22 protein-coding genes are annotated in these 22,249 nt (G+C 70.7%); 18 read left to right on the top strand and 4 right to left on the bottom strand.

Annotated elements, in window-relative coordinates:
• Positions 1-2 precede the first annotated feature (2 nt).
• The 18 genes from miaA (at position 3) to ASF43_RS31300 (ending at position 17,918) form a co-directional block, all read left to right on the top strand.
• Positions 3-941 carry a tRNA (adenosine(37)-N6)-dimethylallyltransferase MiaA gene (miaA, locus tag ASF43_RS01000; protein WP_056175446.1) on the top strand — a complete coding sequence of 313 codons (939 nt, stop codon included), beginning with the start codon at positions 3-5 and terminating at the stop codon, positions 939-941.
• Positions 932-1,612, top strand: coding sequence for an ABC transporter ATP-binding protein (locus tag ASF43_RS00995; RefSeq protein WP_056175443.1), 681 nt, complete (start codon positions 932-934; stop codon positions 1,610-1,612). Before miaA ends, ASF43_RS00995 begins: the two co-directional genes overlap by 10 nt.
• A complete protein-coding gene (locus tag ASF43_RS00990) occupies positions 1,590-4,169 on the top strand; it encodes an FtsX-like permease family protein (RefSeq protein WP_056175440.1) in 2,580 nt (859 codons plus the stop codon). Before ASF43_RS00995 ends, ASF43_RS00990 begins: the two co-directional genes overlap by 23 nt.
• A gap of 63 nt (positions 4,170-4,232) precedes the next feature.
• Positions 4,233-4,628 (top strand): type II toxin-antitoxin system RelE/ParE family toxin, encoded by a 396-nt coding sequence (locus ASF43_RS00985; protein WP_056175435.1) that lies wholly within the window; start codon positions 4,233-4,235, stop codon positions 4,626-4,628.
• Positions 4,591-4,914, top strand: a complete 324-nt coding sequence (locus tag ASF43_RS00980) for a DNA-binding transcriptional regulator (RefSeq protein ID WP_056175432.1) — start codon at positions 4,591-4,593, stop codon at positions 4,912-4,914. Before ASF43_RS00985 ends, ASF43_RS00980 begins: the two co-directional genes overlap by 38 nt.
• Positions 4,915-5,006: 92 nt before the next feature.
• The gene (locus ASF43_RS00975) at positions 5,007-5,450 is read left to right on the top strand and encodes a TIGR02281 family clan AA aspartic protease (protein WP_056175430.1); all 444 of its coding nucleotides are present in this window, start codon (positions 5,007-5,009) and stop codon (positions 5,448-5,450) included.
• Between the two features lie 51 nt (positions 5,451-5,501).
• Positions 5,502-5,954 carry an SH3 domain-containing protein gene (locus tag ASF43_RS00970; RefSeq protein WP_056175427.1) on the top strand — a complete coding sequence of 151 codons (453 nt, stop codon included), beginning with the start codon at positions 5,502-5,504 and terminating at the stop codon, positions 5,952-5,954.
• A 23-nt stretch (positions 5,955-5,977) separates the two neighbouring features.
• Complete coding sequence (locus tag ASF43_RS00965; RefSeq protein ID WP_056175423.1) at positions 5,978-6,343, top strand: hypothetical protein; 366 nt, start codon at positions 5,978-5,980, stop codon at positions 6,341-6,343.
• Positions 6,343-7,401, top strand: a complete 1,059-nt coding sequence (locus ASF43_RS00960; protein ID WP_056175420.1) for a lipocalin-like domain-containing protein — start codon at positions 6,343-6,345, stop codon at positions 7,399-7,401. Before ASF43_RS00965 ends, ASF43_RS00960 begins: the two co-directional genes overlap by 1 nt.
• Positions 7,402-7,490: 89 nt before the next feature.
• Complete coding sequence (locus ASF43_RS00955; protein ID WP_056177957.1) at positions 7,491-8,480, top strand: LysR family transcriptional regulator; 990 nt, start codon at positions 7,491-7,493, stop codon at positions 8,478-8,480.
• Positions 8,477-9,955, top strand: coding sequence for an NAD(P)/FAD-dependent oxidoreductase (locus tag ASF43_RS00950; RefSeq protein ID WP_056175418.1), 1,479 nt, complete (start codon positions 8,477-8,479; stop codon positions 9,953-9,955). Before ASF43_RS00955 ends, ASF43_RS00950 begins: the two co-directional genes overlap by 4 nt.
• Entirely contained in the window at positions 9,952-10,926 is a 975-nt protein-coding gene (locus ASF43_RS00945) for an ABC transporter permease (RefSeq protein ID WP_056175416.1), read from the top strand. The genes ASF43_RS00950 and ASF43_RS00945 overlap by 4 nt, the downstream gene beginning before the upstream one ends.
• A gap of 59 nt (positions 10,927-10,985) precedes the next feature.
• A complete protein-coding gene (locus ASF43_RS00940) occupies positions 10,986-11,825 on the top strand; it encodes an ABC transporter permease (protein WP_056177955.1) in 840 nt (279 codons plus the stop codon).
• Positions 11,822-12,802 (top strand): ABC transporter ATP-binding protein, encoded by a 981-nt coding sequence (locus tag ASF43_RS00935; protein WP_056175414.1) that lies wholly within the window; start codon positions 11,822-11,824, stop codon positions 12,800-12,802. Before ASF43_RS00940 ends, ASF43_RS00935 begins: the two co-directional genes overlap by 4 nt.
• 20 nt (positions 12,803-12,822) lie before the next feature.
• Complete coding sequence (locus tag ASF43_RS00930) at positions 12,823-13,842, top strand: ABC transporter ATP-binding protein (RefSeq protein ID WP_056175411.1); 1,020 nt, start codon at positions 12,823-12,825, stop codon at positions 13,840-13,842.
• A 38-nt stretch (positions 13,843-13,880) separates the two neighbouring features.
• Positions 13,881-15,455, top strand: coding sequence for an ABC transporter substrate-binding protein (locus ASF43_RS00925; RefSeq protein WP_056175408.1), 1,575 nt, complete (start codon positions 13,881-13,883; stop codon positions 15,453-15,455).
• Between the two features lie 4 nt (positions 15,456-15,459).
• The gene (locus ASF43_RS31305; RefSeq protein WP_056175405.1) at positions 15,460-16,767 is read left to right on the top strand and encodes an acyl-CoA thioesterase/bile acid-CoA:amino acid N-acyltransferase family protein; all 1,308 of its coding nucleotides are present in this window, start codon (positions 15,460-15,462) and stop codon (positions 16,765-16,767) included.
• Positions 16,764-17,918, top strand: coding sequence for a peroxidase-related enzyme (locus ASF43_RS31300; protein WP_200932400.1), 1,155 nt, complete (start codon positions 16,764-16,766; stop codon positions 17,916-17,918). The genes ASF43_RS31305 and ASF43_RS31300 overlap by 4 nt, the downstream gene beginning before the upstream one ends.
• 42 nt (positions 17,919-17,960) lie before the next feature.
• Here the strand turns inward: ASF43_RS31300 and ASF43_RS00910 are convergent, their stop codons facing one another.
• The 4 genes from ASF43_RS00910 to ASF43_RS00895 are packed head-to-tail and all read right to left on the bottom strand — an operon-like array spanning position 17,961 to position 22,222.
• A complete protein-coding gene (locus ASF43_RS00910) occupies positions 17,961-18,938 on the bottom strand; it encodes a branched-chain amino acid ABC transporter permease (RefSeq protein WP_056175402.1) in 978 nt (325 codons plus the stop codon).
• Positions 18,935-19,810: a branched-chain amino acid ABC transporter permease gene (locus ASF43_RS00905; protein ID WP_056175401.1), complete on the bottom strand. Its 876-nt coding sequence runs from the start codon at positions 19,808-19,810 to the stop codon at positions 18,935-18,937. The genes ASF43_RS00910 and ASF43_RS00905 overlap by 4 nt, the downstream gene beginning before the upstream one ends.
• Before the next feature lie 19 nt (positions 19,811-19,829).
• A complete protein-coding gene (locus ASF43_RS00900) occupies positions 19,830-21,020 on the bottom strand; it encodes an ABC transporter substrate-binding protein (RefSeq protein WP_056177951.1) in 1,191 nt (396 codons plus the stop codon).
• Positions 21,021-21,028: 8 nt separating this feature from the next.
• Positions 21,029-22,222, bottom strand: a complete 1,194-nt coding sequence (locus tag ASF43_RS00895; protein WP_056175396.1) for an ABC transporter substrate-binding protein — start codon at positions 22,220-22,222, stop codon at positions 21,029-21,031.
• Between the last annotated feature and the right edge of the window lie 27 nt (positions 22,223-22,249).

Raw genomic sequence — 22,249 nt, 5'->3', positions numbered from 1 at the left:
ACATGGACTGGGTGGGGTTGGCCGGCCCGACAGCTTCGGGCAAGACGGCCGCTGCGCTGGCGATCGCGGCGCGGCGGCCGGTCGAGATCGTCAGCGTCGACTCGGCCCTGGTCTACCGCGGCATGGACATCGGCACGGCCAAGCCCACGGCCGCCGAGCGCGCCGCCGTGCCGCACCACCTGATCGACATCCGCGACCCGCTGCAGGCCTACAGCGCGGCCGAGTTCGCGGCCAATGCGCAGCGGCTGGTCGGCGAGATCCGCGCGCGCGGCGCGCTGCCGCTGCTGGTGGGCGGCACCATGCTGTATTTCAAGGCATTGATCGACGGGCTGGACGCGATGCCGCCGGCCGACGCGGCGGTGCGCGCGGCCATCGAGCAAGAGGCCACTGCGCGCGGTTGGCCTGCGCTGCATGCCGACCTGGCCGCCGTCGACCCAGCCACCGCGGCGCGGCTGGCGCCGGGCGACACGCAGCGCATCCAGCGTGCGCTGGAGGTGTTTCGCGTGAGCGGCCGGCCGCTGTCGTCCTTCCATTCGCAGCGCACGGGCGGCGCCAGCCGGGGCCTGCTGATCACGCTGGAGCCGCAGGACCGCGCCTGGCTCCACGCACGCATCGCGCAGCGCTTCGACGCGATGCTGGCCGAAGGCTTCGTCGACGAGGTCCGGGCGCTGCGCGCGCGCGGCGACCTGCACGCCGACCTGCCCAGCATGCGCTGCGTGGGCTACCGGCAGGCCTGGGAGGCGCTGGACGCGCTGCCCTCAGCCGACGCACCACTGCCGGCGCCCACGCTGGCCGCGCTGCGCGAACACGGCATCGCCGCCACGCGCCAGCTCGCCAAGCGGCAGCTGACCTGGCTGCGTTCCATGCCCGCGCGCCAGGCCATCGCCTGCGACGCACCCGGTGCTTTGGCCGAGGTGCTACAACGGGCGGGATGCACGTAGCTCCCGCATTGGAAATCCAGGCCCTCGGCAAACGCTATGGCGAGGCCGCCGTCTTCCACAACGTCTCGCTCACCGTCGCCCCAGGTGAATTCGTGGCTGTGGTCGGCGAGTCGGGCGTCGGCAAGTCCACGCTGCTCAACTGCATGGCCGGGCTGGACCACTGGGACAGCGGCAGCGTGCGCCTGGCCGGGCAGGACCTGTCCACCCTGGCCGACGATGCCCGCGCCCTGCTGCGCCGCCGCGCGTTGGGCTTCGTGTTCCAGGCCTTCCACGTACTGCCGCACCTGGACGTGGCGCAGAACGTGGCCCTGCCGCTGATGCTGCTGGGCCGCCGCGACACACGCGCTGAGGTCGAGGCCATACTGGACGCCGTGGGCCTGGCTGGCCTGGGCGGGCGGCTGCCGCAGCAGCTGAGCGGCGGCCAGCTGCAGCGCGTGGCGATCGCGCGTGCCCTCGTGCACCGGCCTGCACTGCTGCTGGCCGATGAACCCACCGGCAACCTGGACCCGGGCACCGCCGGCCGCGTGATGGACCTGCTGGTCGGCCAGGTGCGCGCCACGGGCGCGGCGCTGGTGCTGGTCACGCATTCGGTGGCTGCCGCCACGCGGGCCGACCGCGTGCTGCACCTGACGGCCCAGGGCATCGCGCATGACGCACCAGCGCACAGCTGAGGCCGCGGCGCCGCTGCGTGCGCTGCTGGCCACGTTCTCGTGGCGCGAGCTGCTGCACCATCCCTGGCGCAATGCGGCGGCCGTGGTCGCCGTGATGCTGGGCGTGGCGCTGGCGTTCTCGGTGCAGCTCATCAACGCCTCGGCGCTGGACGAATTCGCGAGCGCCGTGCGCTCTGTCAACGGCCAGCCCGACCTGGAGCTGCGCGCCGTGCAGGGCGACTTCGACGAGGCTCTGTACGGCCGCGTGGCCACGCAGCCGCAGGTCACGCTGGCCAGCCCCGTGCTGGAACTGCAGACCCTCGCCCAGCGGCCCGGCGATGCCGCGCGCACCACGCTGCGCGTGGTGGGCGTGGACGCGCTGCTGGTCGCGCGCCTGGCACCGGCCCTGATGCCCGTGCCCCTGCCGGGCCAGAGCGATGCGCGCGACCAGCTGTTCGCGCCCGGCCTGGTGTTCCTGAACCCGGCTGCGCAGCAGGTGCTGGGCCTGGCCGGCCAATTGCGGGTGCAGCAGGCCCTGGAGCAGCGCACCGTGCGCATCGCCGGCACCGTGGCGGCAGGCGGCGGGCCGCTGGCCGTAATGGACCTCGGCGCGGCGCAGGACCTGTTCGGCCGCGGCGGGCAGCTCACGCGCATCGACCTCAAGCTCGCGCCGGGTACCGACCAGGCCGCGTTGCTGGCCGCGCTGGACCTGCCCGCCGCCGTGCGCGCGCAGGCCCCGGGCGAGGACGCGCAGCGCGTCAGCAACCTGTCGCGCGCCTACCGCGTGAACCTCACGGTGCTGGCGCTGGTGGCGCTGTTCACGGGCGCCTTCCTGGTGTTCTCGGTGCTGTCGCTGTCGGTGGCGCGGCGCGCGCAGCAGTTCGCGCTGCTGGGCGTGCTGGGCCTGACGGGCCGCGAGCGCCGCCAGCTCGTGCTGTGGGAATCGCTCGCACTCGGCGCCGTGGGCAGTGCCGCCGGCCTGGCCCTGGGCACGGCACTGGCCACGGCCGCGCTGCGCGTGATGGGCGGCGACCTGGGTGGCGGCTACTTCGCGGGCGTGGCGCCCACGCTGCAATGGAGCGGCACGGCCGCGCTGGTCTACGGCGCGCTGGGCGTGGCCGCTGCGCTGGCCGGCGGCTGGTGGCCGGCCCGCGCGGCGCAGGCCCTGCCGCCGGCCCAGACCTTGAAGGGCCTGGGCGCGAGCGTGGCCACTGGCCGGGTGCGCCTGGCCAGTGTGGCGCTGCTGGCCGTGGGCGCCGGGCTCGCCCTGCTGCCGCCGGTGTTCGGCATTCCGCTGGGGGCCTATCTGTCCGTGGCGCTGCTGCTGGTGGGCGGCATCACGGCCCTGCCCTGGCTGATCACGGGCCTGTACGACCGGCTGGCGCCACGCGTCGCCCATCGGCTGCTACCGCTCCTGGCCGTGGAACGCGCGCGCCGCGTGCGCGAGAGCGCGGCCGTGGCCGTGAGCGGCGTGGTCGCATCCTTAAGCCTGGCCGTGGCGCTGACGGTGATGGTGGCGAGCTTTCGCGAGTCCATGATCGCCTGGCTGGACGTGGTGTTGCCGGCCGAGCTCTACATGCGCGCGGCCAGCGGCGGCAGCGGCAGCAGCGACACGGTGTTCTTCACGCCCGAGACGGTGGCCGCCGTGGCCGGCAGCCCGGGCGTGGCGCGCGTGGCCACCACGCGCCAGAGCAGCCTGCAGCTCGATGCGAGCCGGCCGGCCGTGCAGCTGCTGTCGCGCCCTGTCGGCGACCCGGCGACCAGCCTGCCGCTGGTGGGCGCTGCCCTGGCCGTGCCGGCCGGCATGGTCGGCGTCTACGTCAGCGAGCCCATGGTGGACCTGTATGGCGCCAGGCCCGGCGCCGAGATGCCGGCGCTGGCGCAGGCCTTCCCGCAGGCGGCAGGCACGCGCTTCTTCGTGGCCGGCGTGTGGCGCGACTACGTGCGGCAGTTCGGCGCGGTGCTGGTGCCGCAGGCGGACTTCGAACGCCTGTCCGGCGACCGGCGCGTGAACGACATCGCGATCTGGCTCACGCCCGGCACCGAGCCCGGGGCGCTGCAGCAAGGCCTGCGCGCCCAGGTCGAGGCGCGGGCACCGGGCGCCGGTGCGCTGCTGGAATTCACATCGGTCGGCGCGCTGCGCGCCATCTCGCTGCGCATCTTCGACCGCAGCTTCGCCGTCACCTACTGGCTGCAGGCGGTGGCCATCGGCATCGGCCTGTTCGGCGTGGCGGCCAGCTTCAGCGCGCAGGTGCTGGCGCGGCGCAAGGAATTCGGGCTGCTGGCCCACCTGGGCCTCACGCGCCGCCAGATCCTGGCCGTTGTGGCCGGCGAGGGCGCCGCATGGACGGTGATCGGCTCCATCGCCGGCCTGCTGCTGGGCCTGGCCGTGTCGGTGGTGCTGGTGCATGTGGTCAACCCGCAGAGCTTCCACTGGACCATGGACCTCATGCTGCCCTGGGCCCGGCTGCTGGCGCTGTGCGGTGCCGTGGTGACGGCCGGCACGCTCACGGCCTGGGTGGCCGGGCGCGCGGCGGCGGGGCGCGATGCGGTGCTGGCGGTGAAGGAGGATTGGTGACCAAGCCCTGGATCAACTGCGTGCGGACTTGAACTCCATAGCACCCAGTGCTACATTCGAGTCATGATCGCGCCCGCCGTGCGGACCTTCAAGACGGCATGGTTTGACAAGGCCGCGCGCAAGGCACGCATCACGGACGCGGAACTTTGCAGGGCGATCTATGAAGTCATGCAGGGGCAAGCCGACGACCTCGGTGGCGGCGTCTTCAAGAAGCGCCTGCACCACAACCAGTATCGGACCATCATCCTGGCCAAGGGGCAGCGTTTCTGGGTCTATGCGTATCTGTTCGCCAAAAGCGACCGCGCCAACATCGACGAAGCCGAACTGCGCGCGTTCCGGGAACTCGCTGACCTTTACGCACACAAGACAGACAAGCAGGTCGACAAAGAGTTGGCCACCCATGCATTGCTGGAGATTTGCCATGAGCACCAGACCCAAGTTCAAGAGCGACGCCTTTGAGGCCATCCACAGCGCGGCCTCCGGCATGTACCGCGCAGGCGGGATCGACAAGGCCACGATGCGGCATTTCGACCAGTCCTGCCTGGCGGTGCCGTCGACGATTGCGCCCGCCGAGATCAAGCAACTGCGCGAGCACAACCACGTCAGCCAGCCTGTCTTCGCGCGCTACCTGAACACCAGCGAAAGCACGGTGGAGAAGTGGGAAAGCGGCGCCAAGAAGCCCAGCGGCATGGCGCTCAAGCTATTGAGCGTCGTGCGCAAACACGGCCTGCAGGTGCTGAGCTGAAGCGCCGCACCACACCAGCGACGCCTGGCCACAGCCCCCGCGGCTCGGCCCTGCCAGGCGCCATCGGCATCGTCGCCTTCTGGCTCGTCGTGATGGCCGCGCTGTACTGGGCCATGGACCGCAGGCAGCAGCCGCGCGCGGCGCGCGTGACGGCCACGGGCGAGCTGGTGATCCCGCGCCATGCCGACGGGCATTTCCGCGTGGCCGGCAGCATCGACGGCGAGCCCGTGATGTTCATGGTGGACACCGGTGCCAGCGTGGTCAGCATCAGCGAATCGCTGGCGCAGCGGGCCGGGCTGACGGGTGGCGAGAGCGCGCAGTTCCGCACGGCCAACGGCGTGCGCACGGGCCGCATGGTGCGGGCCGGCGTGATCCGGCTGCAGGGCGGCCTGCAGGTGGAGAACCTGCGTGTGGGCACGGGGTTGGGCCTGGGCAATGGCGCGGACGACGAGGCCTTGCTCGGGCAGAACTTCCTGCAGCATTTCAACGTGGAGATGGACCGCCAGCGCATGCTGCTGCGCCCGCGCGGCGGATGAACTTGGCACGACGACGGAACTTTGCCGGCGGCATGGGCCTCCCTTGGTGCCATGTCCATTCGCATCACCACCCTCTTTCGTTTCCTGATCGCAGCCCTGGCGCTGCATGCCGCTGGCGCCTGGGCCCAGCAGTTCGTCGGCATCACGGCCCGCGAGGCCAACATGCGCTCCGGCCCTGGCACACACCATGCCGTGACCTGGTCGTTGAGCCGCGGCTACCCATTGCAGGTGGTGGCCCGGCGCGGCGACTGGCTGCAGGTGCGCGACGTCGAACGCGACACGGGTTGGGTGCACCGCAGCCTGACCGGCAAAAGCACGCACATGGCGGTCAAGGCCCGCGTGGCCAACCTGCGCCAGCAGCCGCGCACAAGCGGCCGGCTGGTCGGCAGGCTGGCCCATGGCGACATGGTGCGCACGCTGGAGCGGCGCGGCGACTGGGTGCGTGTGCGCCAGGCCGACGGCCGGGCCGGCTGGGTCGCGCGCCGCCTGCTGTGGGGCGGCTGACGGCCCTTTGCTATCGTGCGCCGATGACCTGGCTCTGCACCACCCGCGCTCGCATCGCAGCCCATGCGCAGCGCGGCGCCGGCACGCACGCGGGCAGCAGCCTGAAGCACTGGCTCGCACGCCCGCCGTGCCTCGTCGCGCGCGTGAATGGCACGGCGCGCGGGGGCACGACCCTCGTCGCGGCCTGCAGCGGCTCCACGGCCGTGCGCGCGGCCTGCCTGGCCCGCCTGCTCAGCCGCGCGGCCGGGCAGCAAGGCTCCATCCTGTCGCTGCTGTGCGGTGCCGGCGCGCGCTGCCTGACTGGCTTGCACGACGCCGGCTGGGTGGCCACGCAGCGCGGCCATGGCGGGCCGGCGCAGCGGCGCATCGCCCAGGCGCTGGCCACGTGATGCTGCAACGGCGCGCACTGCTGCTGGCGGCCCTGGCGCTGTCGCAGCAGGCCCGCGCGCTGGTGCCCCTGCAGCTGCAGTTCCCGCGCGACCTGGGCAGCCACCCGGACTTCCGCACCGAGTGGTGGTACGTCACGGGCCATGCGACGAGCGGCGCGCGCAGCTTCGGCTTCCAGCTCACCTTCTTCCGCTCGCGCGTGGCGTCCACCCAGGGCATGCAGTCGCGCTTCGCCGCGCGTCAACTGCTGTTCGCGCATGCAGCGCTGACCGACCTGCAGGGCGGCAAGCTCTGGCACGACCAGCGCATCGCGCGCGAGGGCTTCGGCATCGCGCTGGCCGATGAGTCCGACACCGGAATCCGCCTGCACGACTGGCACCTGCTGCGCGAGGGCCAGGACCTGGTGGCCGAGCTGCCCGGTGCCGACTTCGGCCTGCACCTGCGCTTTCGCGAAACGCAGCCGCTGCTGCTGCAGGGCGATGCCGGCCTGTCGCGCAAAGGCCCTGAGCCCGAGCAGGCCAGCTACTACTACAGCGTGCCGCAGCTGGCGACCAGCGGCCACCTGCAACTGAAGGGCCAGCGCTTCGCCATCGACAAGCAGACGCCCGCCCGCGCCTGGCTGGACCACGAGTGGAGCCAGGCCCTGATGCACCCCGACGCCGTGGGCTGGGACTGGATCGGCATGAACCTCACCGACGGCAGCGCGCTGACGGCCTTCCACCTGCGCCGCGCCGATGGGTCAGCGCTGTGGAACGGCGGCTCGTTCCGTGCGCCCGGGGCCGCGGCGCGCATCTTCCGCGACGGCGAAGTGGTGTTCACGGCGCGGCGCTGGTGGACCAGCCCGCTGAGCCAGGCGCGCTACCCCGTCGAATGGACGGTGCAGACGCCGGCCGGCCGCTTCACGGTCAGGAGCCTGCTGGACGATCAGGAGCTGGACAGCCGCTCGTCCACGGGCGCGATCTACTGGGAAGGCGTGTCGGACCTGTTCGACGCGGAAGGCCGCCATGTGGGCCGCGGCTACCTAGAAATGACCGGCTACACCCAGCGTTTGCGGCTGTAGCGGCGGGCGCGGCATTAGCTTGCGCATTTTTATTATTTGCAATTTGCATCATTATTGGTTCATCATGCGCATATCGGATGATGAACACGATGGAAATCCGCCAGCTCGAAGCCTTTGCCGCCGTGATGTCCACGGGCAGCGTGACCGGTGCCGCGCGCCTGCTGGAGCGCTCGCAGCCCGCCGTCACGCGCCTGGTGCATGAACTGGAGGCCGCCACCGGCTATGCGCTGTTCACGCGGCACGGCCCTCGCGTGACGCCCACGCAGGAGGGCTTCCTGCTGTACGAGGAGGTCGAGCACCTGCTCGGCAGCTGGCGCCAGTTGCAGGCGCGCACGCTGGAGATCGCCCAGGGCGGCGAGCCGCTGCTGCTGGCCGCCACCTCGGCCGTCGCCGTGGGCCTGCTGCCCCAGGCCCTGCGTGCACTGGAGGACGCGACCGGCGCCTCGCCCGTGCGGCTGCAGAGCGCGTCGCCCGAGCGCGTGCTGCAGGCCGTGCTGAGCGGCGCCGTGCAGCTGGGCGCGGCCAGCCTGCCGCTGGAGCACCGCGGCCTGCAGCTGCTGTGGATCGGCCAGGCGCCCTGCGTGGCCGTGCTGGCCGACGGCGACCCGCTCGCCGCCGCGCCCCAGGTGCCGCTGGCCGCACTGGCGCGGCGCCGCATCGTCACGCTGGCCAACCCCTATCGGCTGCGCCACCGCATCGACGCCGTGCTGGCGCAGGCGCGCGCGCCGGCCGCCAACAAGCCCACCGACGCGATCGAGACCAACTCGTCCGTCAACGCCATGGCCATGGTGCGCGCGGGCCTGGGCATCGCGCTGCTCGACCCCTTGAGCGCACACGGCCTGCCGCTGGACGGCGTCTGCGTGCGCCCGCTGGACACCGACGTGCCCTTCTTCTTCGGCGTGATCGTGCCGCAGGGCCGGCCGCTGGCGCGGCGCGCACAGACGCTGTCCGACGCTTTGCTGTCCGCGGCGACCGCGCTGCCGGGCTTTCAGCAGCACCCCCCCGCGGCGCACGCCGACCTGCTGCAGGCGGCCCATGCCGGCCTGCAACCTCCACCCCCATCGACCGGCGCCCCATGAACGCATCCCCCTCGACCCCCGCCGGCCTGCCCGCACTGGAACAGCGGCTGCAGCAGGACCTGCAGTGGCTCGGCCTGCCGGCCAAGGCCTGGGTGCCGCCCAGCAAGCGCGACGGCCAGCCGGTGCTGGACGTGGCCGTCGTCGGTGGCGGCATGGCCGGCCTGGCGCTGGCGGCCTCGCTCGCGCACATGGGCTTGCGCGCGCCCGTGTTCGACCAGTCGCCGGCGGGCTTCGAAGGGCCATGGGCGACCACGGCGCGCATGGAGACGCTGCGCTCGCCGAAAGAACTCACGGGCCCGGCGCTGGGCCTGCCGGCGCTGACCTTTCGCGCCTGGTTCGAGGCGCAGTTTGGCCTGGTCGCCTGGCATGCGCTGGACAAGATCCCGCGCCTGCAGTGGATGGACTATCTGCGCTGGTACCGCCGGGTGCTGGGGCTGGACGTGCGCAACCGCCAGCGTGTGCAGGCCGTGCGCCCGCGCGCCGACGGCGTGGTGCAACTCGACCTGGTGGACGATGCCGCGGGCGGCGCGCCCTACCAGGTGCTGGCGCGCCACGTGGTGCTGGCCACGGGCCGCGACGGCCTGGGCGGCCCCTGGGTGCCCGACTGGGCGCAGCAACTGCCGCGCGACCGCTGGGACCACTCCTCGCACGTGTGGGATGGCGCCAAGCTGCGCGGCTGGCGCGTGGCCGTGGTCGGCGGCGGTGCCTCGGCCATGGACGCGGCCGCCACGGCGCTGGAGGCCGGGGCTGCGCGGGTGGACCTGCTGATCCGCCGCCAGGAACTGCCACGCATCAACAAGGGCAAGGGCGCCGGCAGCCCGGGCATGTCGCACGGCTTCGCCACGCTCTCCGATGAGTGGAAGTGGCGCTTTCGGCATTTCCTGAACGTGCAGCAGGTGCCGCCGCCGCAGGGCAGCACGCTGCGCGTGTCGCGCCATGCGAACGCCTTCTTCCACCTGGGTGCCGGCGCGCTGGGCGCCAGCGTGCTGGCCGACGGCACGCTGCGCGTGGAGACGGCCAAGGGCCCGCTGGCGGCCGACCACCTGGTCTTTTGCACCGGCTTTCGCACCGACTGGGCGCAGCGCCCCGAGTTCGCCGCGCTGCAGCCGCATGTGCGCCTGTGGCAGGACCGCTTCACCGCGCCCGTGGGCGAAGACGATGCCGAGCTGGCCGAATCGCCCGACCTGGGGCCGCTCTTCGAGTTCCAGCAGAAGACGCCCGGCAGCTGCCCGGGCCTGGAGCGCGTGCACTGCTACAACTACGCGGCCGCCCTCTCGCAGGGTGCGGGCGCGGGCGACATCCCGCAGATCACCGACGGCGCGCAGCGCCTGGCACGTGGCCTGGCCGCCCAGCTGCTGGCCGAGGACATGCCGGCCCACTTCGAGGCCATGCAGCACTATGCCGAGCCCGAGCTGCAGGGCCATGAGTGGACCGAAGCCAGCTTTCCCGATTACGCCGAAGGGCCCGCCAAGTGACCGGCTGGCTGCTGCGCCGCCTGGGCCAGGCGCTGCTGGTCGTCATCGCCATGACGCTGATCGTCTTCATCGGCATGCACGCCATCGGCAACCCGGTGGACATCCTGATCGGCGACGACATGAACCAGGCCGAGCGGGCCGCCGCCATCGCCCGCCTCGGGCTGGACCAGCCGCTGTGGCGCCAGTACCTGGCCTTCGTGGAGGGCGCCGTACGCGGCAACCTGGGCACCAGCTTCGTCTACCACGAGGACGCGATCCGGCTGATCCTGGCCCGCCTGCCGGCCACCATGGAGCTGGCCGTGGCCGCCTTGATCCTGGCCGTGGTGCTGGGCGTGCCGCTGGGCCTGTTCGCCGGCATGCGGCCGGAGCACTGGCTGTCGCGCGCGGTCATGACGACCAGTATCGTGGGCTTCTCGCTGCCGGCCTTCTGGGTGGCGCTGATGCTGATCATGGTGTTCAGCGTGCAGCTGGGCTGGCTGCCGGCCGGCGGGCGTGGCGAGACGCGGGCACTGTTCGGCGTGCAATGGTCCTGGCTCACGGCCGACGGGCTGGTGCACCTCATCCTGCCGGCCTTCAACCTGGCGCTGTTCAAGATTTCCATGGTGCTGCGCCTGACCCGCGCCGGCGTGCGCGAGGTGCTGCCGCAGGACTACGTGAAGTTCGCGCGGGCCAAAGGCCTGTCGCCCGCGCGCGTGATGCTGGTGCACGTGCTGCGCAACACGCTGATCCCGCTGGTGACGGTGCTGGGCCTGGAGCTGGGCTCGACCATCGCCTATGCCGTGGTGACGGAGACCATCTTCGCCTGGCCCGGCGCCGGCAAGCTGATCCTGGACAGCATCAATGCGCTGGACCGGCCCGTGGTCGTGGCCTATCTCATGGTGGTGGTGGTGATCTTCGTGACATTGAACCTGGTGGTCGACGTGCTGTACCGCCTGCTGGACCCACGGGTTCGCCTGGAGGGTGCCAAGTGACGCGCACCGTGCGCCCCGGGCGCGAACATTCCCTGTGGTGGCGCACCGCCACCGACTTCATGCGCTCGCGCACTGCCGTGTTCGGCCTCGTCGTGCTGGTGCTCGTGGTGCTGGCCGCGCTGGCCGCGCCCTGGATCACGCCGCAGAACCCTTACGACCTGATGCAGCTGGACGTGCTGGACGCGCGCCTGAAGCCCGGCGCGGCCAATGGCGAAGGCACGTTCACCTACTGGCTGGGCACGGACGGCCAGGGCCGCGACCTGTACTCGGCCATCGTCTACGGCCTGCGCATCAGCCTGCTGGTGGGCGTGGGCTCGGCGCTGATCGCCGCCGTCGTCGGCACGCTGGTCGGCCTGCTGGCCGCCTACGCCGGTGGCCGTGTCGACGCGCTGCTGATGCGCCTGGTGGATCTGCTGCTGTCCTTCCCCACCATCCTCATGGCGCTGATGATCCTGGCCTACCTGGGCAAGGGCATCGGCAACGTGGTGCTCACGCTGGTGCTGCTGGAATGGGCCTACTACGCCCGCACGGCGCGCGGCCAGGCGCTGGTGGAGACGCGGCGCGAATACGTGGACGCGGCACGTGGGCAGGGCATCCCGCCCTGGCGCATCCTGGTCGGCCACATCCTGCCGAACTGCCTGCCGCCGCTCCTGGTGATCGGCGCGCTGCAGGTGGCGCGCGCGATCACGCTGGAGGCCACGCTGTCTTTCCTGGGGCTGGGCGTGCCGATCACCGAGCCCTCGCTGGGGCTGTTGATCTCCAACGGCTACCAGTACCTGCTGTCCAACGAATACTGGATCAGCGTGTTCCCCGGCCTGGCGCTGCTGGCCACCATCGTCGCGATCAACCTGGTGGGCGACCACCTGCGCGATGTGTTGAACCCGAGGTTGCAGAAATGACCGCGGTGCTTGAGTTGCGCGACCTGCGCACCCAGTTCCACACCCGCGACGGCGTGCTGACCGTGGTCGACGGCGTGTCGTTCACGCTGCAGCGCGGCCAGGTGCTGGGGCTGGTGGGCGAGTCCGGATCGGGCAAGTCAGTGACCGGCTTTTCCATCATGGGCCTGGTCGACGCGCCGGGCGAGATCGCCGGCGGCGAGGTGCTGTTCCAGGGCCGCGACCTCACGAAATTGCCGCCCAAGGAGCTTCGCGCGCTGCGCGGCAACCGCATCGCGATGATCTTCCAGGACCCGATGGCCACGCTGAACCCGGTGCTGCGCGTGGACCTGCAAATGGTCGAGGCCGTGCGCGCGCACCAGAAGGTGAGCAGCGCGCAGGCGCGCCAGCAGGCGGCCGACACGCTGGCGCTGATGGGCATCTCCAGCCCCGAGGAGCGGCTGCGCGCCTACCCGCACCAGCTCTCGGGCGGCATGCGCCAGCGCGTGGCGATCGCGATCGCGCTGCTGCACAAGCCCGACCTCATCATCGCGGACGAGCCCACCACGGCGCTGGACGTGACCATCCAGGCGCAGATCCTGTCGGAGATGCAGAAGCTGGTGCGCGAAAGCGGCACGGCGATGATCTGGATCAGCCACGACCTGTCGGTGGTCGCCGGCCTGGCCGACACGGTGGCCGTGATGTACGCCGGCCGCATCGTCGAGCACGGCCGTGTCGACGACGTGCTGGACCACCCGCAACACCCCTACACCCAGGGCCTGATCGGCAGCCTGCCCAGCGCCAACCAGCGTGGCGCGCGGCTGCGGCAGATCCCGGGCATGGCGCCGCACCTGGCGCGTTTGCCGCAGGGCTGCGCGTTCGCGCCACGCTGCGGGCGGGCCACGGCGCAGTGCAGCCAGGCCATGCCGGCGCTGCTCAACCCGCGCGCCGATGCGCCCCTGCACGCGGTGCGCTGCATCCATCCCGGAGCCATGCCGTGAGCGCCCTGCCCGCCAGTCCCATGCCCCCGCCTTCCGAAGGCAGCACGCCGCTGGTCGACCTGCGCCAGATCTCCATGCGTTTCGGCGAGCGTGCCGACGGCCTGCTGGAGCGCGGCCTGCGCCGCTTCGGCCTGGCGCATCCACCGGCCATCACCCACGCGCTGGACCAGGTGGACCTGGCCGTACGCCCCGGCGAGGTGGTCGGCCTGGTCGGCGAATCGGGCTGCGGCAAGTCCACGCTGGGCCGCGTCGCGGCCGGGCTGCTCGCGCCCAGCGACGGCGAAGTCCTGGTCAACGGACAGCCGCTGGCCACCCTGGACGCCCGCGCCCGGCTGGCCGCGCGGCTGCGCGTGCAGATGGTGTTCCAGGACCCGTTCGGCAGCCTGAACCCGCGCTTGCGCGTGGCCCGCATCGTGGGCGAGGCGGCGCGGCTGCACGGTCTGACCGACGCCGCCGGCGAAGACGACTACGTCTGCGCCCAGCTCGAACGCGCGGGCCTGGACGCCAGCCTGCGCCACCGCTATCCGCACCAGTTCAGCGGCGGGCAGCGCCAACGCATCGGCATCGCCCGCGCGCTGGCCGTGCAGCCGGCCATGCTGGTCTGCGACGAGGCCGTGGCCGCGCTGGACGTGTCGATCCAGGCGCAGATCCTGAACCTGTTCATGGACCTGCGCGCGCAGCTGGGCCTGGCCTATCTGTTCATCAGCCACGACCTGGGCGTGATCGAACATGTGAGCGACCGCGTGGTGGTGATGTACCTGGGCCGCGTGGTCGAGAGCGCGCCGGTGGCCGAGCTGTTCGCGCGGCCGCACCACCCCTACACGCGCGCGCTGCTGGACGAGATCCCGCGCATCGGCGCGCGGCGCACGCGCTTCACGCCGATCCGTGGCGAGATCCCGAGCCCGCTCGCGCCGCCCTCAGGTTGCCACTTCCACCCGCGTTGCCCGCAGGCCATGCCGCGCTGCCAGACCGAGGTGCCGCGGCTGCGCGGCATCGCCTTCCAGCACGCCAGCGCCTGCCACCTGGACGACCCGGCCTGAACCGTTTCACCACTCTCCTCCCGCACGAAAGGACCCGCATGCGCAACCGCTCCCTCCTTCCCCTGCTGACGGCCGCCCTGCTGGCCGCGACCGGCGCACAGGCGCAGCAGAACCTGTCGATCGCCTTCGCCGACCCGATCTCCTCGGTCGACCCGCAGCTGAACAACCATGCGGGCGACCGCTCGCTGGCGCTGCACTTCTGGGATTCCATCGTGGCCTCGCGCGACGGCGGCAAGCTCGACCCGGGCCTGGCCGCCAGCTGGAAGGCGCTGGACGACAAGACCTGGGAATTCAAGCTGCGCACCGACATCAAGTGGCAGGACGGCAAGCCCATGACGGCCGACGACATCCTGTATTCGTTCCAGCGCGCGCGCAGCGTGGCGGGCTCGGTGGCGTCTTACTCGGGCTCGCTGCGCACGGTGGAGTCGGTGACGGCCAAGGACGCGCAGACCGTCATCATCAAGACCACCGGCCCCAACCCCATGCTGCCGCTGGAGATCGCCTCGGTCTACATCGTGAGCAAGCACGTGGGCGAGAAGTCGCAGACGGCCGACTACAACGCCGGGCGCGCCGTGGTCGGCACCGGCCCCTACAAGTTCATCTCGTACACGCCCGGCGACCGCACGGTGTTCGAGCGCAACCCGGACTACTGGGGCCCCAAGCCCATCTGGGACCGCGTGACCTACCGCTTCATCAACAACGGCGCGGCACGCACCGCCGCGCTGCTGGCCGGCGACGTGGACGTGATCGACAAGGTGGCCGTGACCGACGTGGACAAGCTGCGCAAGACGCCGTCCGTCAGCGTCTACACCTACCCCGGCCTGCGCGTGCTACTGCTGCAGCCCACGCTGCGCGCGGGCGCCAACGAGTTCATCACAGACAACGCCGGCAAGCCGCTGGAGAAGAACCCGCTGCAGGACGTGCGCGTGCGCCAGGCGCTGTCGGTGGCCATCAACCGCAAGGCCATCGTCGACCGCGTGCTGCAGGGCACGGTGACCGAGGCAAACCAGTGGATGCCGAAGAACACCTTCGGCTACAACCCCGACATCAAGGACATCGCCTACAGCGCCGACCAGGCCAAGAAACTGCTGGCCGATGCCGGCTACCCGCAGGGATTCCAGATCAGCATCCACGTGCCGGGCGACCGCTACCCGCAGGCGCCCGAGACGGTGCAGGCCGTGGCGCAGTTCTGGTCGCGCATCGGCGTGAAGACCAAGGTCGAGGTCGTGCCGTGGTCGGTGTATTCGGGACGTGCCGGCAAGAACGAGTACGCCGTCAGCGTGATCGCCTGGGGCAACGGAACGGGCGAGGCGGGCTACGGCCTGCTGCAGACCCTGGCCACGCACGACCCCAAGCGCGGTCGCGGTATCAACAACTGGGGCCGCTACAGCAACGAGCACGTGGACAAGGCGCTGGACGCGGCCACGGTCGAGTTCGACGCGCGCCGCCGCGAGGCCACGTTCCGCCACGCCGCCAAGCTGGTCACCGACGACGTGGGCCACATCCCGCTGTTCCACTACCAGAACATCTGGGCTGCCAAGAAGGGCCTGAAGGTCGAGCCGCTGCTGAGCGACCGCACGACGGCCATGCAGGTCACCAGGACGGGCAAGTAAGCCCATGCTGCATGCCACGCCGGCCGACGCGCTGATCGACGTGCCGCGCCGCATAGCGGCCGAAGGGCTGGTGCCCGGCGAGGAAGTCCTGCTCGCCAGCCACACGGTGCGTGGCCCGGGCATCGCCTGGACGGCCGAGGTGCGGCTGCGCGCCGATGCCGATGGCACGGTCGACCTGACGCGCGATGCGCCGCTCGCGGGCAGCTACACGGGCGTGGCGCCCATGGGCCTGCTGTGGGCGCAGGCGCCGCAGACGCCGGGTGCGCCGCGCGAGGTGTTCGCCGCCGAACCGGCCGCGCCGCTGCATACGACGCTGACCCTGCGCCGCGCCGATGGCGGCGTCTGGCAGGCCAGCTTGGTGCAGCGCCTGGCCGGTCCCGGCGTGACGCGGCGCGAGGTGCGCGCGCAGGGGCTCTCGGGCACGCTCTTCCTGCCGGCGGGCGCGGGCCCGCACCCGGCCGTGATGGTGCTGAACGGCTCGGGCGGTGGCATCAACGAGCCGCGCGCAGCGCTCTACGCCTCGCACGGCTATGCGGCGCTGGCGCTGGGCTATTTCAAGTCGCCTGGCCGGCCCGACCACATCTCGGACACCCACCTCGAGTACTTCGAGAGCGCGCTGCAGTGGCTGCACGGCGAGGTCCGCCCCCTGGGCGGCTTCGTCGCGCTGTCGGGCCAGTCGCGCGGCGGCGAGCTGGTGCTGCTGCTGGCCTCGCTGTTCCCGGAGCTGGTCTCGGCCGTGATCGGCTATGTGCCGGGCGCCGTGGTGCACAGCGCGCAGAACGCCTGCAACCCGGCCAACGGCCCGGACAGCCGCAACGGCCCGGCCTGGATCTTGCGCGGTGAGCCGTTGCCGCACCTGTGGGAGCACAACCGCACGGCGACCTGGGCGCCCTGGGACCACGGCCCCGAGCCGCGCCGCCATGCCCACGCGCTGCTGACGGCGCTGCAGGATGCGGACGCCGTGGAGCGCGCGCGCATCCGGGTGGAGCGCATCCGCGGGCCGGTGCTGCTGCTCTCGGCCAGCGACGACGGCTCCTGGCCGTCCAGCCTGTATGGCCGCATGGTGGCCGAACGGCTGGCCGCCCATCGCCATGCCTGGCCCGTCCGGCATCTGGATTTCGAAGGCGCCGGGCATTCCATCGTCTTTCCCACCGTGCCGACGACGCAGCTCGTGTACGCGCACCCGGTCTCCGGCCGGCTGAGCACCACGGGCGGCGCGCCGGCCCCGAACGCGCACGCCGACGAAGCCTCGTGGTCGGCCGTGCGCGACTTCCTGCAACAGGCCACCCAGCACCTGAGGACCTCGCCATGACCACCCCTTCCCGCGACCTGATCGACCAGCTCGTGCCCCTGGCACCCGACAGTGCGACGCACGCCCTGCGCCACCAGCGCGACAAGGTGGTCAGCGCCACGCAGGGCAGCTATGACGGCTTGTTCGACCCGGCCCTGCCCGGCCTGTCGCTGGCCGAGCGTTTGCTGGCCGCGCTGGCCATCGTGGAGCTGGCCGGCAGCCAGGCGCTGCAGGCCCACTACCGCGCGCGGCTGCTGTCGCTCGATGGCCTCACGCCGGGCGAGCAGGCGGCGCTGGCCGGTGCGCCGGCAACGGGCGATGCACGGCTGGACGCGATCCTGGCCTATGCGCGCCTGCTGGCCGAGCGCCCGGTCGAAGGCGACCGCGACGCCCTGCTGCGCCTGCCCGCGGCCGGCCTGGACACGCCGGCCGTCATCGCCCTGGCGCAGCTGATCGCCTTCACCGCCTACCAGCTGCGCGTGGTGGCCGGCCTGCAGGCCATCGCAGCGCTGGGTGATGCGCAGGCGGCGGTGGCGCCCCCTGCGGCCGGCGACGCCCCGTTCGTGCACCCGGCCAATCTGCCCGAGCCCGGCGAGCCGCTGCGCATCAACGGCTACACCAGCGAGAGCCTGGACTGGAAGGCCTGGCTGCCGGTGCTGGACCTGGCCCAGGCCAGCCCGTTGCAGCTCAAGATCCTGGAGACCAGCCACCCCAAGGCCAAGAGCAGCGACTACTACCTGACGCTGGTGCAGCAGCCCGAGATCCTGGAGCAGCGCTCCATCGTCTTCAACGCCATCATGTACGCACCGGGCGGCCTGTCGCGCGCCGAGCGCGAACTGGCCAGCGCCGTGGTCTCGCGCGTGAACGGCTGCGTGTACTGCTGTGCGGTGCATGCCCAGCGCTTCGAGCAGCTGGCCAAGCGCAACGACGTGATCGCCCAGGTGTTCACCGAGCCACGGGGCGCAGGCACGACGGCGCGCGAGCGGGCCATCGTGCAGGCGTCCATCGACCTGACGGTGTCACCGGCAGCGTTCGGCGCCGCACAACTGCAGCCGCTGCGCGCTGCCGGCCTGTCGGGCCTGGAGTTGCTGGACCTGGTGCATGCCGTGGCCATCTTCGCCTGGGCCAACCGGCTGATGCTGAACCTGGGTGAGGCGGTGGTGCCCGCCTGAAGCGCAACGCAGACCGGCCCCGTGGCAGGGGCCGGTCGCGGGTCAGGTCTTCCTGACGCGCTGGAGCAGCGCGATGATCTCGCCCATGATGCCGCGCCGGAAAGCGAGCACGCAGACCACGAAGATCAGGCCGGTGACCATGGTCACCGACTCACCCAGCGTGCGGAACCACTCGACGCCGGTCAGTGCGGCCAGGCCGTTGCCGAATTCGCCGATCTTGTTCTCCAGCAGCACGACCACGGCCGAGCCCACCAGCGGGCCGGACAAGGTGCCCAGGCCGCCGACCAGCGTCATCAGGATCACCCCGCCGGACGAGGTCCAGTGCACGTCGGTCAGCGTGGCGAAGCCCAGCACCAGCGTCTTGAGCGAACCGGCCAGGCCGGCCAGAGCGGCCGACAGCACGAAGGCCAGCAGCTTGAAGCGATGCGTGTCGTAGCCCAGCGAGATCGCGCGCGGCTCGTTTTCCTTGATGCCCTTGAGCACCTGTCCGAACGGCGAGTGGATGGTGCGCACGATGAGCGCAAAGGCGGCCACCGTGATCGCCAGCGTCACGTAGTACATGGTCAGGTCATCGGCCAGCGAGATCACCCCGAACAGCGCGCCGCGCGGGATGCCCTGCATGCCGTCCTCGCCGCCCGTGAACTTGGCCTGCAGCGCCACGAAGAACACCATCTGCGCGAGCGCCAGCGTGATCATCGCGAAATAGATGCCTTGCCGGCGGATGGCGAAGATGCCGAACACCCAGCCCAGGAAGGCGCCCGTCAGCGTGCCGGCGAGCAGGCCCAGCTCGGGCGTGAGGCCCAGCGTCTTGATGGCATAGCCGGCGATGTAGGCCGAGCCGCCCAGGAAGGCCGCGTGGCCGAAGGACAGCAGGCCGGTGTAGCCCAGCAGCAGGTTGAAGGCCGAGGCGAACAGGGCGAAGCACAGCAGCTTCATCATGAACACCGGGTATGCGCCCACGAACGGGGCCGCGATCAGCGCCAGCAGCAGCAGGCCGTAGCCCCAGGAACTCTTGCTCATTTTTCTTTCCCGAACAGGCCCGCAGGGCGGATGAGCAGCACGATGGCCATGATCACGAACACCACCGTGGACGAGGCCTCGGGATAGAACACCTTGGTCAGCCCCTCGATCACGCCCAGGCCCAGGCCGGTCAGGATGGCGCCCATGATGGAACCCATGCCGCCGATCACGACCACGGCGAACACCACGATGATGAGGTTCTGCCCCATCAGCGGCGAGACCTGGATCACCGGCGCGGCCAGCACGCCGGCGAACGCGGCCAGCGCGCAGCCGAAGGCATAGGTCAGCGTGATCATGAGCGGCACGTTGACGCCGAAGGCCTCGACCAGGCGCGGGTTCTCGGTGCCGGCACGCAGGTAGGCGCCCAGCCGCGTCTTCTCGATCACGAACCAGGTGGCGAAGCAGATCACCAGCGAGGCCACGACCACCCAGGCCCGGTAGTTGGGCAGCATCATGAAGCCCATGTCGCTGGCGCCGGTCAGCAGCTCGGGCGTGTCGTAGGACAGGCCGGAGACGCCGTAGACCGAGCGGAACGCGCCCTCGATCAGCAGCGTGAGCCCCAGCGTGAGCAGCAGGCCATAGAGGTGGTCGAGCTTGTAGATCCAGCGCAGCAGCAGCCGCTCGATCAGCACGCCGAACAGGCCGACCAGCAGGGGCGCTGCGATCAGCATGACCCAGTAGTTGACCTCGAAGTAGTTCATCGCCATCCAGGTGACGATGGCCCCCATCATGAACAGCGCGCCGTGCGCGAAGTTGATGACGTTGAGCAGGCCGAAGATCACGGCCAGCCCCAGGCTCAGGATGGCGTAGAACGAGCCGTTGACCAGCCCCAGGAGGAGCTGGCTCAGCAAGGCGGGCATGGAAATCGTCATGGCGTTACCGGGCAGGAGGTCATTTCCACAGCGCGCAGCGCGACTCGGCCTTGGTTGTGAACAGGTCCTCGCCCTTGAGCTTGGAGACGACCTTCAGGTAGTCCCAGGGCTCCTTGGATTCGGCCGGCGACTTGACCTGCATGAGGTACATGTCGTGCACGTAGCGGCCGTCGGCGCGCACGCTGCCCTTGGCGTAGAAGTCGTCGATCGGCGTCTTCTTGATCTGCGCCATCACCGCGTCGGCATCGACCGTCCTGGCAGCCTGCACGGCCTTCAGGTAGGTCATGGTGGCCGAGTAGTCGGCGGCCTGCAGGTCGGTGGGCATGCGGCGCGTCTTGGCGAAGAACTTGTGGCCGAACGCGCGGCTGGCCTCGTTCAGGTTCCAGTCCCAGCTCGTGGTCAGCAGCAGGCCCTCGGTGTTCTTCAGGCCCAAACTGTGGACGTCGCTCAGGAAGATCAGCATGGCGGCCGTCTTCATGTTCTTGTTCACGCCGAACTCGCGGATCGCCTTGACCGAATTGATCAGGTCGCCGCCCGCGTTGGCCAGGCCTAGGATCTGCGCCTTGGAGTTCTGCGCCTGCAGCAGGAAGGACGAGAAGTCGGACGCGTTGAGCGGGTGCTTGACGCTGGCGATCACCTGGCCGCCGGACTTCATGATGACCTTGGTGGCATCGGCCTCCATGGCCGTGCCGAAAGCGTAGTCGGCCGTCAGGAATGCCCAGGTCTTGCCGCCCTGCGCGGCCACGGCGCCGCTGGTGCCGCGCGCCACCGCCACAGAGTCGTAAGCGTAGTGCACGGTGTAGGGGCTGCACTGCTCGTTGGTCAGCGCCGAAGTGCCGGCGCCGTTCACGAAGTACACGCGCTTCTTGTCCTGCGCCACCTTGGCGAGCGCCAGCGCCACGCTGGAGTTGGTGCCGCCGAACAGCATGGACAGGTTTTGCGTGTCGATCCACTCGCGCGCCTTGGTGGCTGCGAGGTCGGGCTTGTGCTGGTGGTCCAGCGTCAGCAGCTCGATGGGCAGGCCATTGACCTGGCCGCCGAAGTCGTCGATGGCCATCTGGATCGCCAGCGCGCCGTTCTTGCCCTCGCCGTCCGAGTAGTTGCTCGACATGTCGGTGATGAAGCCGATGCGCACCTTGTCGGGCTGCTGGGCCTGGGCGCCGACGGCCAGCGCGGCGGCCAGCGCCAGCACCAGGGCGGGCTTGACCATGCGCGAGCTCACTTCCACAGCGCGCACTTGCTCTCGGCCTTGGTCGTGTAGACCTCGTCGCCCTTGAGCTTGGTCACGACCTTGTAGTAGTCCCAGGGCTGCTTGGACTCGGCTGGCGACTTGACCTGCATGAGGTACATGTCGTGCACGAAGCGGCCGTCGGGGCGCACCACGCCCTTGGCGTAGAAGTCGTCGATCGGCGTCTTCTTGATGTATTCCATGATCTTGTCGGCGTCCAGCGTCTTGGTCGCCTGCACGGCCTTCAGGTAGGTCATGGTGGCGGAGTAGTCGGCGGCCTGGATGTCCGTCGGCATGCGCTTGACCTTGTCGAAGAACTTCTTGCCGAAGGCGCGGCTGGCGTCGTCCAGGTTCCAGTCCCAGCTGGTGGTGAGCAGCAGGCCTTCGGTGTTCTTCAGGCCCAGGCTGTGCACATCGGTCACGAACACCAGCAGGCCGGCCATCTTCATGCTCTTGTTGATGCCGAATTCACGCGCGGCCTTGACGGCGCTGATGAAGTCGCCACCTGCATTGGCCAGGCCCAGGATCTGTGCCTTGCTGTTCTGCGCCTGCAGCAGGAAGGACGAGAAATCGGATGCGTTCAGCGGGTGCTTGACGCTGCCGGCCACCGTACCGCCCTTGCCCTGCACGACGCGGGTGGTGTCGGCTTCCAGCGCCGCGCCGAAGGCGTAGTCGGCGGTCAGGAAGTACCAGCTCTTGCCGCCCTGCGCGACCACGGCGCCGCCCGTGCCCTTGGCCAGCGCGACGGTGTCGTAGGCGTAGTGCACGGTGTAGGGGCTGCACTGCTCGTTGGTCAGCGCCGAGCTGCCGGCGCCGTTGACCATGTAGACGCGCTTCTTCTCCTGCGCCACCTTGGCCATGGCCAATGCCGCGCCGGAGCTGGTGCCGCCCACCAGCATGGACAGGTTCTGCGTGTCGATCCACTCGCGGGCCTTGGAGGCGGCGATGTCGGCCTTGTTCTGGTGGTCGGCCGACAGCAGCTCGATCGGCATGCCGTTGACCTTGCCACCGAAGTCGTCGATCGCCATCTGGATCGCCGTGGCGCCACCCTTGCCGTCCACGTCGGCGTACAGGCTGGACATGTCGGTGATGAAGCCGATACGGACCTTGTCCTGGGCTTGCGCGGCACCCGCGGCGAGGAAGGCGGCGATGGTCAGGGCGGAAAGGCGGAACATACGTGTCATGGCAATCTCGATAACAGGGGACAAAAC

Origin of the sequence: Pseudorhodoferax sp. Leaf267, assembly GCF_001422405.1 — a bacterium.
GTDB lineage: Bacteria > Pseudomonadota > Gammaproteobacteria > Burkholderiales > Burkholderiaceae_C > Pseudorhodoferax.
Note: the sequence above shows the minus strand (reverse complement) of the source record. Positions and strands in the feature narration are given on the sequence as shown.

Bases quoted from the DNA above. Each gene is read 5' to 3' on its own strand.
- miaA (WP_056175446.1), top strand. From the start codon at position 3: ATGGACTGGGTGGGGTTGGCCGGCCCGACAGCTTCGGGCAAGACGGCC.
- ASF43_RS00995 (WP_056175443.1), top strand. From the start codon at position 932: ATGCACGTAGCTCCCGCATTGGAAATCCAGGCCCTCGGCAAACGCTAT.
- ASF43_RS00990 (WP_056175440.1), top strand. From the start codon at position 1,590: ATGACGCACCAGCGCACAGCTGAGGCCGCGGCGCCGCTGCGTGCGCTG.
- ASF43_RS00985 (WP_056175435.1), top strand. From the start codon at position 4,233: ATGATCGCGCCCGCCGTGCGGACCTTCAAGACGGCATGGTTTGACAAG.
- ASF43_RS00980 (WP_056175432.1), top strand. From the start codon at position 4,591: ATGAGCACCAGACCCAAGTTCAAGAGCGACGCCTTTGAGGCCATCCAC.
- ASF43_RS00975 (WP_056175430.1), top strand. From the start codon at position 5,007: ATGGCCGCGCTGTACTGGGCCATGGACCGCAGGCAGCAGCCGCGCGCG.
- ASF43_RS00970 (WP_056175427.1), top strand. From the start codon at position 5,502: ATGTCCATTCGCATCACCACCCTCTTTCGTTTCCTGATCGCAGCCCTG.
- ASF43_RS00965 (WP_056175423.1), top strand. From the start codon at position 5,978: ATGACCTGGCTCTGCACCACCCGCGCTCGCATCGCAGCCCATGCGCAG.
- ASF43_RS00960 (WP_056175420.1), top strand. From the start codon at position 6,343: ATGCTGCAACGGCGCGCACTGCTGCTGGCGGCCCTGGCGCTGTCGCAG.
- ASF43_RS00955 (WP_056177957.1), top strand. From the start codon at position 7,491: ATGGAAATCCGCCAGCTCGAAGCCTTTGCCGCCGTGATGTCCACGGGC.
- ASF43_RS00950 (WP_056175418.1), top strand. From the start codon at position 8,477: ATGAACGCATCCCCCTCGACCCCCGCCGGCCTGCCCGCACTGGAACAG.
- ASF43_RS00940 (WP_056177955.1), top strand. From the start codon at position 10,986: ATGCGCTCGCGCACTGCCGTGTTCGGCCTCGTCGTGCTGGTGCTCGTG.
- ASF43_RS00935 (WP_056175414.1), top strand. From the start codon at position 11,822: ATGACCGCGGTGCTTGAGTTGCGCGACCTGCGCACCCAGTTCCACACC.
- ASF43_RS00930 (WP_056175411.1), top strand. From the start codon at position 12,823: ATGCCCCCGCCTTCCGAAGGCAGCACGCCGCTGGTCGACCTGCGCCAG.
- ASF43_RS00925 (WP_056175408.1), top strand. From the start codon at position 13,881: ATGCGCAACCGCTCCCTCCTTCCCCTGCTGACGGCCGCCCTGCTGGCC.
- ASF43_RS31305 (WP_056175405.1), top strand. From the start codon at position 15,460: ATGCTGCATGCCACGCCGGCCGACGCGCTGATCGACGTGCCGCGCCGC.
- ASF43_RS31300 (WP_200932400.1), top strand. From the start codon at position 16,764: ATGACCACCCCTTCCCGCGACCTGATCGACCAGCTCGTGCCCCTGGCA.
- ASF43_RS00910 (WP_056175402.1), bottom strand. From the start codon at position 18,938: ATGAGCAAGAGTTCCTGGGGCTACGGCCTGCTGCTGCTGGCGCTGATC.
- ASF43_RS00905 (WP_056175401.1), bottom strand. From the start codon at position 19,810: ATGACGATTTCCATGCCCGCCTTGCTGAGCCAGCTCCTCCTGGGGCTG.
- ASF43_RS00900 (WP_056177951.1), bottom strand. From the start codon at position 21,020: ATGGTCAAGCCCGCCCTGGTGCTGGCGCTGGCCGCCGCGCTGGCCGTC.
- ASF43_RS00895 (WP_056175396.1), bottom strand. From the start codon at position 22,222: ATGACACGTATGTTCCGCCTTTCCGCCCTGACCATCGCCGCCTTCCTC.